The sequence below is a fragment of the Muricoccus nepalensis genome (assembly GCF_006438825.1).
In the GTDB taxonomy this organism is placed as follows: domain Bacteria; phylum Pseudomonadota; class Alphaproteobacteria; order Acetobacterales; family Acetobacteraceae; genus Roseomonas; species Roseomonas nepalensis.
On sequence record NZ_RCZP01000002.1, the window covers coordinates 123,049 to 134,771 of the forward strand.

Below are 11,723 nucleotides of genomic sequence, written 5' to 3' on the forward strand. Positions count from 1 at the left end.
CATGCCATCGAGTGGAAAGGGCCCGCACCGGGCTCATATGGGGTGGTGAGGCGACGATATGCTTCGGCGCCATCTACTTGGGATATAGAATATGTCTTCCGTTAACCTGACCAAGACCCTCCGCGCGCTCGGCTTGGCCGCCGCGGTCATGGGGTCCTTCGTCGCGCAGGGCGCCAGCGCCCGCACCCTCTACACCGTCGACGGCCCGATCTCCGTGCCCGAGACCACCATCCAGCAGAGCCGTACCCCGCTGGCGAGCCCGGCCCAGGCACCGGCCCTCGTCTTCCTCGAGCGCAGCGGCGCCACGGGCGGCGGCGGCCAGCACTCCTGATTGGACAAGGCGGGGCCTCGCGCCCCGCCCGCGTGCCGAGAAGGGCCGCCGGGATCCCCGGCGGCCTTTCCTGCGTTTGCGCCCCGGCTCAAGACCGGCGCAGGTTCCACAGGTAGGGGTTGGGCCCCTGCAGCACGCCCGAGAGATCCGCGCGGAAGGCGGTTTTGAGGACGAAGAGGCCGCTCGGCGCGAAGCCGACGCTCTCCCAGGCCGTGCGCTGGACCGCGGCGAAGGCCTCCGCCTGCGCCGCCGGGTCGGGGGCGTAGAGCCAGCGCTCGATGCCGGCCTCGGTCGCGGGGTCGGTGGGCCAGCCGAACCAGGCGGTCGGGCCGTCGCCCCGGATGCCCGAGTTCACGGCGGGGTTGGCGATGGAGGCCGCGGGGAAGTTGGTGGGGTAGATGCTCCAGCCGCCATGCGCCACGTCCTCCCGCGAGTTGCGGCGGGAGAGCATGGCGGCCCAGTCCATCTCCTGCAGGTCCACCTGGAAGCCGAGTTGCCGGCAGAGATCCGCCGCCAGCCGGCCCTGGGGGGCGACGGCCGCGAAGTCGGTCGGGTTGATCACCACCACCTTCGCGCCCTCGGCCCCCGCGGCACGGATCGCGGCGCGCGCGCGGGCGAGGTCGCGCGGCGGGGCTGGGAACTCCTCCACCCCCGGCAGGGTGCAGGGAAAGAGGGCGTGGCACTCCCGCCAATCGCCGGGCGCGGCGACGGAGGCCATGTGGTCGGGCTGGCTGAGGCAGTCGCGCAGGGCGCGGCGCACCTCCACGCGGTCGAAGGGCGGGTGGAGGTGGTTGAAGCGGATGACGCCGAGGAACCCCGTGGGGTCGTAGACCTGGGTGCGGATGCCTCGGTCGCGCGCCATCAGCGGTAGCAGGTCGGGCAGGGGGTATTCCACCCAGTCCACCTCCCCCCGCTGGAGGGCGGCGCCCGCGGTCGCGCCGTCGGGGATGATGTGCCACTCCAGCCGGTCGAAGGTCACGCGCTTGCCGCCCGAGGCGCCCTCGGCGGGCTCGTCGCGGGGGACGTAGGCCTCGTTGCGGGCGTAGGCGACGAAGCTGCCCGGGTTGAACTCGGGGGCGAGGAACTTCCAGGGGCCGCTGCCGACCATCTCGGGCACGGGACGGTCGGGCGGGGTGGCGGCTAGGCGCTCGGGCATGATGAAGGGCGGCACGCTCGCGGGCTTGCCCAGCGCGTAGAGAAGGGCCGGGAAGGGCCGGCTGAGCCGGATGGTGAGCGTCCGGTCGTCCGGCGTGCCCCACTCGGCCACGGCGCGGGCCAGGATTTGCCCGAAGAGGTCGCGCACGCACCAGCGCTTGAGGCTGGCCACGCAGTCGCGGGCGAGCACGGGCGCGCCGTCGTGGAAGCGGAGGCCGTCGCGCAGGCGGATGGTCCAGAGGAGGCCGTCCGCGCTCGCCTCGTGGCCGGCGGCCATCTGCGGGTGGATGGCCAGCTTCGCGTCGGTCGCGAAGAGGGTGTCGAAGACGCAGAAGCCGTGGGTGGTGCTGATCGTCGCGTTCTGCACGATCGGGTCGAGCGCCGTCAGCGCCGCCTGGGGCACGAAGCGGAGCGTCCGCGCCCGGTTTGGCGCGGCCACGGAGGGCTGCGCGAGCGCGGGCAGCGGGAGGGCCGCGAGGGCGGCCCCCGTCAGAAGGGATCGGCGTTGCATCCTGCTCTCCTCCTCCGGCGGGCGGCGGTGGGGAGTGGGGCATGAGGGCGCGCGTCCCCGTGCCGCCCGGCGGGGCGGGGATGGGGCGGTTCCGCCGGGGGCGGGCGCGTGGCCGTCATGGTGCACCGATCCCTACGCCGGTCCGAACCGGGTCAGGTTCCAGGGGTCGCGGGTCTCCCCGCCTCTCAGCCCGAAATGGGCTCCCCCCGGTGTCCGCGGGCGGTATCGGGGAAGGCCGGGCGCGAAGCAAGGGCCGAGTGGCGGCGCGCCGTCCCGCGACGCGGACGCGTCCCGGCTAGTTGGGACGCTGGCTGGGGGAAGGGCCGTTCATCAGCCGCGCCAGGTCGCGCCGGCGGGGCCGGGCCGCCGCCGGGGCGGCGTGGTGGCCCATCGCGGGCAGCACCGGGCGGATCATGCCGGAGAAGGAGGGGCGCCCGGAGGCGTCCACCAGCCGCGTGACATAGGCCTGGGCCCAGACCACGCTGCCGTCGCGCCGCAGGTAGCGCTTGGCGATGGTGAAGGGCTCGCCGTGGAGGTGCAACCGTTCCAGCAGCCCCTCGCAGACCGGCCAGTCCTCGGGATGGGTCAGGGCCTTGATGCTCAGCCCGACGAGCGTGGGCGCCTCGTAGCCGAGCAGCTCGCAGACGGTGCGGTCCACCTGGGTCAGGCGTCCTGCCTCGTTGCTGACGGCAAAGCCAAGGGATTGGTCGATCAAGCCGAAGGTCCTGCTGAGAACGCGTCCCATGTCATCCGCTCCGCTCCAGCGCAGCAACGCGCGCCGGGCCGCGAAGTCACGGGTCGGGTCCCGCGAGGGAGCCGTCCCGGGCGATACATGGGGCCGCCCGGCCGGGCGTAAACCGGGCCGGGGCGCGCCGCCGGGCCGGCCGGAGGGAACCCGCGCGCCGCGGCCCGGTTATGGCCGCGAGGCCCGGCCCGTCGCCGACCCCGTCCGGCCCGCGACCGCGCGGCCCATCCCTCTCCAGGAGCACCCCATGCCCCGCATCTCCGGCGCCGTCGTCGTCATCGCCGGCGCGTCCAGCGGCATCGGCCGCGCGACCGCCCAGCTTCTGGCACGGCGCGGGGCGCATCTCGTCCTCGCCTCCCGCCGCGCCGACACGCTCGAGACCGTGCGCGCGGAGTGCGAGCGGCTGGGGGCCGAGGCCATCGCCTTCCCGACCGACGTGACCGACGCGGGCGCCGTGCAGCAGCTGGCCGAGGCCGCGCGCATCCGCTTCGGGCGGATCGACGTCTGGATCAACAACGCGGGCATCGACGCCATCGGCCCCTTCGAGGAGGTGCCGGTCGAGGCCCACGCGCAGACGATCCGCACGAACCTCCTGGGCGGCATCCACGGCGCCCACGCCGTGCTGCCCGTGTTCAAGCGGCAGCGGCAGGGGGTGCTGATCAACACCCTCTCGATCGGCTCCTGGGTGCCGACCCCCTTCGCGGCCTCCTACGCGGCCTCGAAGGCGGGGGCGCTGGCCTTCGCGGAATCGCTGCGGGCGGAGCTGCAGGACCACGCGGACATCCATGTCTGCGACGTCTTCCCCGCGGTGGTGGACACGCCGGGCCTTCGCCACGGGGCGAACCACACGGGCCACCGGATCGAGGTCGGCGGCCCCGTGACCTCGCCCTTTGCGGTGGCCGAGGCCATCGCCTCCCTCATCGAGGAGCCGCGCGCGGCGGCGGTGGTCGGGCCGGCGGCCTGGGCGCTGCGCCTGGCCTCCACCGTTGCGCCGGGGCCGCTGCGCTGGGCGATGGGCAAGGTGATGCGGCGCGGCCTGGGGCGGGCGCCGAAGGCCGGTGTGTCGGACGGCAACCTCTTCGAGGCGCCGGCGGACCACGAGGTCTATGGCGGCTTCCGGAAGGAGGCGGGCCTCAAGCTGCCGCCCAAGGCCTGGCTGACGGTGGCGGGGATCGCCGGCTTCCTCCTCCTCCGCCGGCGCTGAGGGCGGCGGCTGCGCCGGGCGCCGCCGGAGCGGCAACTTTGCCAGGCGCCGCCGGAGCGGCGGTTTTGCCAGGCGCCGCCGGAGCGGCGACGATGGGGCCCGCAACAGGCAAGGAATACCCCCGCGTGGAGATCGACATCCCCGAGGTGCGCGCCGAGGTCGAGGCCGCCTTCGCCCGCTACGAGCAGGCCCTGGTCACCAACGACGTGCCGGTGCTGGAGGAGCTGTTCCGCGATGCCCCGCAGACCATCCGCTACGGCGTGGGCGAGAACCTCTACGGCATGGAGGCGATCCGCGCCTTCCGCCGCGCGCGCCCCTCGGTCGGGCTGATGCGGCACCTCTTCCGCACGGAGATCACCACCTACGGGCGCGACCTGGCCACGGCCAACACGATGTTCCGCCGGGACGCCATGGTCGGAAAGGTGGGGCGCCAGAGCCAGACCTGGGTGCGCTTCCCCGAGGGGTGGCGGGTGGTCTCGGCGCATGTGAGCGTCATCGCCGAGGTCTGAGCGGGCCGGCCCGTCCCCTTGCGGGGGACGGGCCGGACCCGCGCGTCAGTGCCCGGGGCCCTTCCAGACGCCGCCCGGCCGGTCGGCGAAGCCGATGCCGGTCCAGGCGCGCTGCGCGTCGCCCGCGAAGCCCGGGTGCGCGTCGCGCTCCAGCCGCTGGAAGCGGCGCTCCAGCAGCGTGGCCCCGCCCTTGGCGTAGAGGCGCCACCCGACGATCCGCAGCTGCGCCACGATCGCCGCCTGGGCCGGATCGGCCGCCGCCTCGCGCAGCGCCACCACGTCAGGGGGCTCGGGGTTTGCCATCTCGGCCTCCACCTGGCGATGGAGGTCGTGCAGCAGCCGCTCCATCTCCTCCCAGGAGGGCGGCGGCGGGGGCGCCGGCTGCGCGTCGCGCCACCGCCGGTGCGCCGCCGCCAGCCGGGCGAGGATCGCCTCCTCCTCCCCCGTCTCGCTCATGCCGTGCCCTCCCGGCGCCGGGCTAGGCCGCGGCCACGGTGCGCTGGGTCTGCACGCCCAGCCCCTCGATGCCGACCCGCATCACCTGGCCCGGCCGGAGATAGACCGGCGGCTTCATGCCGAGGCCGACGCCGGGCGGCGTGCCCGTGGTGATGATGTCGCCGGGGTGGAGGGTGACGAAGCGCGAGACGTAGGCGACGAGGGTGCGCACGTCGAAGATCATCGTGCGCGTGGAGCCGTCCTGCATCCGCTTGCCGTCGAGCTCGAGCCACATGGGCAGGTCCTGCGGGTCGGCCACCTCGTCCGCGGTGACGAGCCAGGGGCCGACGGGGCCGTAGCCGTCCGCGCTCTTGCCCTTGTCCCAGGTGCCGCCGCGCTCGAGCTGCCATTCCCGCTCGGAGACGTCGTTGCAGACCGCGTAGCCCGCGACGTGGCCGAGCGCGGCCTCCTCCGTCACGCGCTTGGCGGTGGTGCCGATGACGATGGCCAGCTCCACCTCCCAGTCGCTCTTCTGGCTGTCGGGCGGGATCTCGATGTCGTCGTCCGGGCCGGCGAGGGTGTTGAGCGACTTGAGGAAGATGATCGGCTCCTTCGGCACCGCGGCGCCGCTCTCGGCGGCGTGGTCGGCGTAGTTGAGGCCGATGGCGACGAAGTTGCGCGTGCCGGCCACGGGCGGGCCGAGCCGCACCCCGGCCTCCACCACCGGCAGCGTGGCCGGGTCGAGGGCGGCGAGCCTTGCCAGCCCCTCCGGCGAGAGCGCCGCGCCGCCGAGGTCGGGCACCACGCCCGAGAGGTCGCGGATCGTGCCGGTCGCGTCCAGCATCCCCGGTTTCTCGGCGCCGGGCGCGCCGTATCGCAGAAGCTTCATTCCTGGTTCCCCCTGGTCATCCGCCGCGCTTAGCACGGCGCCCGCCGCGCGCCGATGCCGCGCGGGCCGCGTGGATCGGCCTCAGCCGAAGGATTCCTCGAGGAAGACCTGCACCGCCTGGAACAGGGCGCCCCGGTTTCGCTCCAGCATCATCGCGTGCGTGCCCTCCGCGAGGATCGTCAGCCGCTTGCCCGGGGCGTTCACCATCAGCGGGAAGAGCGTGTTGGCCATCGAGGGCGGCGTGTCCCGGTCCCATTCGCCGAGCACCAGCAGGGCCGGCACCGTGACCTTGGCGGGGTCGTAGAAGGGCTTCCCAGCGTCCCAGTAGTCGCGGAGGTCCTGGAGCACGCCGTTCGGCGCGCGCAGCGCGGAGGGCACCTGGCGGGAGCCCTCGGGGTCGGTCGCGAAGGTGGTGTCCGCCCAGTGCTCGAACCAGCCGGGCGGAAGGAGGGCGGCGCGCTTGGCGTCGGGCACCCCGGTCAGCCAGCGCTCCCGCGCCTGGGCGCGGGTGACGGTGCGGTAGGCGGAGAGCGGCCCGTCCGGCACCGGCACCGCGCCGCGGTTGCTCGGGTCGCGCAGCCAGACGGGGGCGTAGAGCACCACCCGGTCCACGAGCGAGGGGTTGTCGGCCGCGAAGCGCGCGACGAGCGTCGTGCCCCAGGACCAGCCGACCAGCCCCGTCTTGGCCACGCCGCGCGTCTCGCGGATGTGCTTCAGCGCCGCGCCGATGTCGGCCACCGCCGCCTCGCCGCGGCTGGGCGGGGGGGTGGTGTCCGCGGGCGGGCGGGTGGAGCGGCCGTAGCCGACGAGGTCGACGCTCCAGACGTCGAAGCCGCGCCCGGCCATGTAGTCCATCCAGGAGACGCCGGAGAGGGGCAGGTCGAAGGCGGTGCTCGCGGGGTAGGTGGCGCCGTGGACGCAGAGGATGGTGCGGTCCGGCCGCGCGGCCCCGCCCGCTGGGTTGCCCGCCTGGCCCCGCTTGTTCCGCAGGTAGAGCTGCGTGCCGGGCAGGGCGCCGGGGATCAGCACCTCGTCGAAGGCGACCCCGGCCGGCTGCGCCGCGGCCGGGTCCGCCGCGGCGGCGAGGGCGAGGGCGGCGCCCCCGGCGAGGGGGGCAGCAAGGGCGGTGCGGCGCTGCATGCGGATGGTTCCTCCTGGGCGTGGGCCCGGGCGATCGGGCACCCCGCGTTTCCTGGACCCTGCCACCGGCGCCCGCGCCTGCCAACGCCCTGCCCGCGCCGTGGGGCCGCTTCCGGCGGCGCAGCGGGGAGCCCTGCGCGGCGCGCGGCGGTGCCTTCCGCCGCCACGCCTGCATCCCCGGCGCGCGCGCCCCACATGGGGGTCGATGACCGAAAACGACGGGGAAGCGGCCGGGGCGCGGCGCGAGCGGGCGGGGTGGTGGGCGGAGGCGCGGGCGACGCTCCTCCTCGCCTGGCCGATGGCGCTCACCAACCTCTCGCAGATGGCGCTGCTGGCGACGGACGCGGCCTATCTCGGGCACCTTTCGACGGAGGCGCTGGCCGCCGTCACCCTCTCCGGCACCCTCTTCTGGACGATGCTCTCCCCGGGCTTCGGCCTCTCCTTCGCCAGCGCGGCGCTCCTCGCGCAGGAGCGGGGGCGGCGGGTGGGGCACGTGCGGGCCATGCGGCGCACGCTGCGCGCGGGCTTCTGGGGGGCGGTGCTGGCGGCGCTGCCGGGCATGGTCCTGCTGTGGAACGGGGGCGCGGTCCTGCGGCTGCTCGGGCAGGACCCGGCGCTGGCCGGCCAGGCGCAGGAGTTCATGCGCGCCGTGCTTTGGGGGATCATCCCCTTCGGCCTCTTCCTCACCCTGCGCGGGCTGATGGCGGCGATGGAGCGGCCCTGGGCGCCGCTGGTGATCGGCGTGCTGGCCGTGCCGCTGAACGCGCTCATCGGCTGGGTGCTGATCTTCGGCAACCTCGGCGCCCCGGCGCTGGGGGTGCAGGGCGCGGGCATCGCGGGGGCGGCCGCCGACACCTTCATGTTCGCGGCCCTCGCCCTCGTGGTGGCGCGCGACCGGCGGCTGCGGCGCTACCGCTTCTTCGGGCGTCTCTGGCGGCTGGACCTCTCGCGGCTGGGCAAGGTGCTGTGGCTCGGCCTGCCGATCTCGGCGCAGATGCTGCTCGAGATCGGGCTGTTCAGCGCGGTGGGGCTCGTCATGGGGGCCTTCGGGGCGGTCGCGGTCGCGGCCCACGCGATCGCGCTGCAGATCGCGAGCACGACCTTCGCCATCCCCCTCGGCCTCGCCCAGGCCGCGACCACGCGGGTGGGGCTGGCGGTCGGCGCCGCCCGGCCGCGGGCGGCCTGGCGGGCGGGGTGGACGGCGATCCTTCTCTCGGTGGCCTTCATGGGGCCGATGGCCGCGGTCATGCTGCTCGCGCCCGGCGCCCTCGTCGCGCTCTTCCTCGACCCCGCCGCGCCCGGCGCGACCGAGACCGCGGCGCTGGCCGCGACCCTGCTGTTCCTCGCGGGGCTGTTCCAGCTTAGCGACGGCGTGCAGGTGGTGGGGGCGGGGGCGCTGCGCGGGCTGCAGGACACGCGGGTGCCGATGCTGATCGCGGCGGCCGGCTACTGGGCGCTGGGCTTCACCGCGGCGGTGGCGCTCGCCTTCCCGGCCGGGCTGGGCCCGCCCGGCATCTGGGCGGGGCTCGTCGTCGGGTTGCTGGGGGTGGCCGGCGCCATGGGGTGGCGCTGGGCGCGGCTCTCGGCGCGGGGCGGGTTGACGGCCGGGCGCGGCCTTGCCCCCATCGCGCCATGAGCACGCCGCCCGACCCCCGCCCCGCCATCTGGAAGAAGCTCCTCACGCTGGAGGCGCTGTCGGCGCGGCTGGGGGAGAGCGCGCCGAGCTTCCTCGGCTTCCGCATCACGGAGATGGGGCCGGACTACCTGCGCGGCGCCATGCGGCTCGACCACCGGCACGTCCAGCCCTGGCGGGTGCTGCACGGGGGGATCTCGGTGGTCGTCTCGGAGACGCTCGGCAGCGTCGCCTCCTACCTCGCGGTGCCCGAGGGCTTCCACTGCGTGGGGATCGAGATCAACGCGAACCACCTCGCGCCCGTGCCCGAGGGGCAGGAGATCACGGCCGAGTGCCGTCCGCTGCACACCGGCCGCTCCATCCAGGTCTGGCAGACCGAGATCCGGCGGCCGGACGGGCGGCTGGCCTGCGTCTCGCGCCTCACCTGCAGCGTCCTGCCGGACTGACGGGGCGCCGTTACGTTCCGTCGCCGGTCGGCGCGGACGGGAAACGGCGGCCGCGGCATCATGGTGCCGGTCCTTCACCGCCGACGGAGACGAGTCCATGCGCAAACCCTTCCTCCTGGCCGCGGCCCTCGCCCTCGCGGCCGGCCCGGCCCTCGCCCAGGTCGGGGCACCTCCCGGGCCGCCCCCCGGCGCCGCGCCGCCGCCGCAGGCCGCGGCCCCGGTGCCGCCTCCCCCGCCGCCCGGGCCGCGCGGCCCCGGGATGGAGGGGCCGGGGATGATGGGCGGGCGGATGATGCCGGGCGAGCCCCCGGGGCCGATGCGCGGCTGGCACCGCGGCCCGCCGCCCTCCCGCGCGGCGAGCTTCCACTTCCAGCGCGAGGACGGGGAGATCCACATCCACTGCGCCGAGGGGGAGTCGACCCGCGCCTGCGTCGACGCCGCGGCGGTCCTCCTCGACCGGCTCGTGGGCGCCCCGCCGGCGCGCTGAGGGTCGGGGAGGGCGATCACAAGCCCTTCAGACCCCTCCCCGCGGGGAGGGCGCGCCGCGCGAAGGGGGCTAGAGGGCTCCGGAGCGGTTCGGAGGGTAGGGCTTGTCGTCTCGTCACCGGTTTGCGCTTACCCTCGCGCTCGCCCTCTCGTCTGCCGTCCCGGCCGCCCGGGCCGAGGAGGCGGACGGGGTCCGCTGGAACGGGGCGGTGCCGACGCTGCGGCTCGCCGAGGGCGGCTTCACCCTTCGCCCCACGCTCCGCCTCGACGCCGACGCCGGCTCCTTCTTCGGCCAGGAGGAGCCGGGCGGCTACCGCAGCGGGGTGAACATCCGGCGCGGCCGGCTGGGCGCGCGCGGCACGATCCTGCGGGACTTCTCCTACACCTTCACCTGGGAGTTCGGCGGGTCCACGCCGAACGACTACGGCAACCTCTTCGAGGCCCAGATTGCCTATGCGGGGATCGAGGGGGCGACGATCCGGGCCGGCGCCTTCACCCTCCAGCACCTGCCGGACTTCGCCGGCCCCTCCTTCGACCTGCCCTTCCTCGAGCGCGCGCTGATCAGCAACGTCGCGGGCTCGCTCGCCTCCGGCACCTCGCGCGCGGCGATCGGGGTGGAGGGGAACGGGGCGGTTGGCGGGGCGGGGGCGCGGTGGAACGCGAGCGCCTACGCCACCGGCGGCGTGGCCTCGACGCCCGACGACGAGCGCCAGCGGGGCTTCGCGGGGCGGGCCGTGCTGCTCGCGGTCGACCGGCCGGGGGTGCAGCTCCAGTTCGGCCTGGACGGCGCGGTCCAGCTCCATCCGGGCACGAGCCCGGGGCCGGAATCCGTGCGCCTTCGCGACTACCCCGAGCTTCGCGTGGACAGCCGCCGCTTCCTCGACAGCGCCTCGATCCGCGCCGGCAGCGCCTGGGCGGCGGGGCCGGAGGCCTCGGCGCGGCTCGGGCCGGTCACCCTGGAGGGGGTCTGGCAGCGCGTGGCGGTGGACGCCGCCAGCGGTCCGGACCCGCGCTTCGAGGGCTGGTATGTGCAGGCCCTGGTGCCCCTGGTGGGGGCGCCGCGGGAACGCTCGGCGGAGAGCGGCACCTGGAAGCGCCCCGCGCCGAGGGGGGAGGGCGGCTTTCCGGGGGCGCTCGAGCTCGGCGCCCGCTACAGCACCGTGGACCTGCGCCAGGGGGCGCAGGGCTCGCGGCAGTCGATCCTGACCGCGGTGCTGAACTGGTACCCGACGGAGCGGCTGCGCCTGGCCGCCCAGTACGAGAACGGCCGCACGGCGGTGGCCGGGGGCGGCCCGGACCAGGACTTCCAGGCCGTCGGGCTGCGCGCCGCCTTCAACCTCTAGGGCGCGGCCTCAGCAGCCGCCGGGCACGGCCTCCAGGGTCTCCAGGCGGCCATTCACGGAGAACTCCCCGAAGTCCATGTTCAGGTCGTCCGCGACGCCGTTCGCGTAGTAGCGCAGGCCCACCTCGTAGTCCGGGGAGGAGGCGCCGCCGCCGCTGCTGTCCTTGCCGAAGAAGGCGATGCGCATGCGCCCGCTCTCCTGGCCGTTGAGCAGGGGGAAGCGGGGCTGGCCGTCGGCCTCGCGCCGCCAGGGGGAGATGACGGTGGTGCTCTCCTGCGCGCCGTCCTCGCTCGTGCCGTCCATGAGGGGCACGTTGAGGATGCGCTCCGCCGCCCGCGCCGCGCCGATCGCGCGGATGGTGTGGGCCATGGGCAGCAGGGTGCCGGGGGGCAGCCTCTCCTGGCGGGCGGCGGGCTGGTCGTAGTTGGCGACGCCGGAGCCGTCGGGCTGGAGGGTGGCCTCGCCGGTGATGCGGTTGCTCACCGCCCCGCCGGTCATCTGGGTCATGGAGAAGCGGAGGCGCTTGCCGTCCTTGCTCTCGAAGGTCGCGTAGTCGGAGGCGGTCTCGATCGTCTGCCCGTCGCGGTCCTGCAGGCGCATGGTCAGGCGCTGGCGGCTCGCCCAGCCGTCGCAGGCGTCCAGCACCTCGAAGAGCATGACGCCCTCGGCGCGGGCGATGTCGGAGCTGTCGCGCGACTTGTCGAAGGAGAGGCGGTAGGCGCCGCGATGGGCCACCATCTCCTCCGACCCCGGCAGGGCGGCCGGGGCCTGGGCCGCCCCGGGCGCGGCCGCCGCCTGCTGGGCCGGGGCGGGCGCCGGGAGGGCGAGGAGCGCCCCCAGCGCGAGGGCGGGGAGGGCGGTGGCGGCGAGAAGAGAGCGCAGGCGCATCGAGGTGC

Annotated in this window: 13 protein-coding genes and 1 riboswitch; of the genes, 7 read left to right on the top strand and 6 right to left on the bottom strand. The window is 75.3% G+C overall.

The genetic code is table 11. From position 1 onward, the window contains the following. Positions 1-91 precede the first annotated feature (91 nt). Positions 92-331, top strand: coding sequence for a hypothetical protein (locus tag EAH89_RS02830; RefSeq protein ID WP_140881263.1), 240 nt, complete (start codon positions 92-94; stop codon positions 329-331). 88 nt (positions 332-419) lie between these two features. On the opposite strand, the gene EAH89_RS02835 is transcribed toward EAH89_RS02830, so the two are convergent. Then, positions 420-1,997 carry an ABC transporter substrate-binding protein gene (locus EAH89_RS02835; protein ID WP_140881264.1) on the bottom strand — a complete coding sequence of 526 codons (1,578 nt, stop codon included), beginning with the start codon at positions 1,995-1,997 and terminating at the stop codon, positions 420-422. Between the two features lie 111 nt (positions 1,998-2,108). Further along, positions 2,109-2,214: riboswitch (TPP riboswitch) on the bottom strand. Positions 2,215-2,292: 78 nt separating this feature from the next. Then, complete coding sequence (locus EAH89_RS02840) at positions 2,293-2,712, bottom strand: PAS domain S-box protein (protein WP_161993460.1); 420 nt, start codon at positions 2,710-2,712, stop codon at positions 2,293-2,295. Between the two features lie 277 nt (positions 2,713-2,989). On the opposite strand from EAH89_RS02840, the gene EAH89_RS02845 reads away from it, so the two are divergent. Then, a complete protein-coding gene (locus tag EAH89_RS02845) occupies positions 2,990-3,946 on the top strand; it encodes an SDR family oxidoreductase (RefSeq protein WP_140881266.1) in 957 nt (318 codons plus the stop codon). Positions 3,947-4,038: 92 nt separating this feature from the next. Then, on the top strand, positions 4,039-4,455 hold the full coding sequence (hpxZ, locus tag EAH89_RS02855) for an oxalurate catabolism protein HpxZ (protein ID WP_206667432.1): 417 nt from the start codon (positions 4,039-4,041) through the stop codon (positions 4,453-4,455). A 45-nt stretch (positions 4,456-4,500) separates the two neighbouring features. Here the strand turns inward: hpxZ and EAH89_RS02860 are convergent, their stop codons facing one another. The 3 genes from EAH89_RS02860 to EAH89_RS02870 all read right to left on the bottom strand — a co-directional run bounded on the left by EAH89_RS02860 (position 4,501) and on the right by EAH89_RS02870 (position 6,919). Beyond that, positions 4,501-4,911 (bottom strand): hypothetical protein, encoded by a 411-nt coding sequence (locus tag EAH89_RS02860; protein WP_140881269.1) that lies wholly within the window; start codon positions 4,909-4,911, stop codon positions 4,501-4,503. Between the two features lie 22 nt (positions 4,912-4,933). After that, positions 4,934-5,779: a fumarylacetoacetate hydrolase family protein gene (locus EAH89_RS02865; protein ID WP_140881270.1), complete on the bottom strand. Its 846-nt coding sequence runs from the start codon at positions 5,777-5,779 to the stop codon at positions 4,934-4,936. A gap of 81 nt (positions 5,780-5,860) precedes the next feature. Further along, positions 5,861-6,919: an alpha/beta hydrolase gene (locus EAH89_RS02870; RefSeq protein ID WP_140881271.1), complete on the bottom strand. Its 1,059-nt coding sequence runs from the start codon at positions 6,917-6,919 to the stop codon at positions 5,861-5,863. Between the two features lie 205 nt (positions 6,920-7,124). Between EAH89_RS02870 and EAH89_RS02875 the strand changes: the two genes are divergently transcribed. The 4 genes from EAH89_RS02875 to EAH89_RS02890 all read left to right on the top strand — a co-directional run bounded on the left by EAH89_RS02875 (position 7,125) and on the right by EAH89_RS02890 (position 10,827). Next, entirely contained in the window at positions 7,125-8,555 is a 1,431-nt protein-coding gene (locus EAH89_RS02875) for an MATE family efflux transporter (protein WP_140881272.1), read from the top strand. Next, entirely contained in the window at positions 8,552-8,998 is a 447-nt protein-coding gene (locus EAH89_RS02880; protein ID WP_140881273.1) for a PaaI family thioesterase, read from the top strand. Before EAH89_RS02875 ends, EAH89_RS02880 begins: the two co-directional genes overlap by 4 nt. A gap of 97 nt (positions 8,999-9,095) precedes the next feature. After that, positions 9,096-9,485: a hypothetical protein gene (locus tag EAH89_RS02885; protein ID WP_140881274.1), complete on the top strand. Its 390-nt coding sequence runs from the start codon at positions 9,096-9,098 to the stop codon at positions 9,483-9,485. A gap of 103 nt (positions 9,486-9,588) precedes the next feature. Next, positions 9,589-10,827: an OprO/OprP family phosphate-selective porin gene (locus tag EAH89_RS02890; protein WP_140881275.1), complete on the top strand. Its 1,239-nt coding sequence runs from the start codon at positions 9,589-9,591 to the stop codon at positions 10,825-10,827. A gap of 9 nt (positions 10,828-10,836) precedes the next feature. Here EAH89_RS02890 and EAH89_RS02895 read toward each other — a convergent pair whose 3' ends face one another. Further along, positions 10,837-11,715, bottom strand: a complete 879-nt coding sequence (locus EAH89_RS02895; RefSeq protein ID WP_140881276.1) for an EipB family protein — start codon at positions 11,713-11,715, stop codon at positions 10,837-10,839. Positions 11,716-11,723 lie beyond the last annotated feature (8 nt).

Bases quoted from the DNA above. Each gene is read 5' to 3' on its own strand.
- EAH89_RS02830 (WP_140881263.1), top strand. From the start codon at position 92: ATGTCTTCCGTTAACCTGACCAAGACCCTCCGCGCGCTCGGCTTGGCC.
- EAH89_RS02835 (WP_140881264.1), bottom strand. From the start codon at position 1,997: ATGCAACGCCGATCCCTTCTGACGGGGGCCGCCCTCGCGGCCCTCCCG.
- EAH89_RS02845 (WP_140881266.1), top strand. From the start codon at position 2,990: ATGCCCCGCATCTCCGGCGCCGTCGTCGTCATCGCCGGCGCGTCCAGC.
- hpxZ (WP_206667432.1), top strand. From the start codon at position 4,039: ATGGGGCCCGCAACAGGCAAGGAATACCCCCGCGTGGAGATCGACATC.
- EAH89_RS02860 (WP_140881269.1), bottom strand. From the start codon at position 4,911: ATGAGCGAGACGGGGGAGGAGGAGGCGATCCTCGCCCGGCTGGCGGCG.
- EAH89_RS02865 (WP_140881270.1), bottom strand. From the start codon at position 5,779: ATGAAGCTTCTGCGATACGGCGCGCCCGGCGCCGAGAAACCGGGGATG.
- EAH89_RS02870 (WP_140881271.1), bottom strand. From the start codon at position 6,919: ATGCAGCGCCGCACCGCCCTTGCTGCCCCCCTCGCCGGGGGCGCCGCC.
- EAH89_RS02875 (WP_140881272.1), top strand. From the start codon at position 7,125: ATGACCGAAAACGACGGGGAAGCGGCCGGGGCGCGGCGCGAGCGGGCG.
- EAH89_RS02880 (WP_140881273.1), top strand. From the start codon at position 8,552: ATGAGCACGCCGCCCGACCCCCGCCCCGCCATCTGGAAGAAGCTCCTC.
- EAH89_RS02885 (WP_140881274.1), top strand. From the start codon at position 9,096: ATGCGCAAACCCTTCCTCCTGGCCGCGGCCCTCGCCCTCGCGGCCGGC.
- EAH89_RS02895 (WP_140881276.1), bottom strand. From the start codon at position 11,715: ATGCGCCTGCGCTCTCTTCTCGCCGCCACCGCCCTCCCCGCCCTCGCG.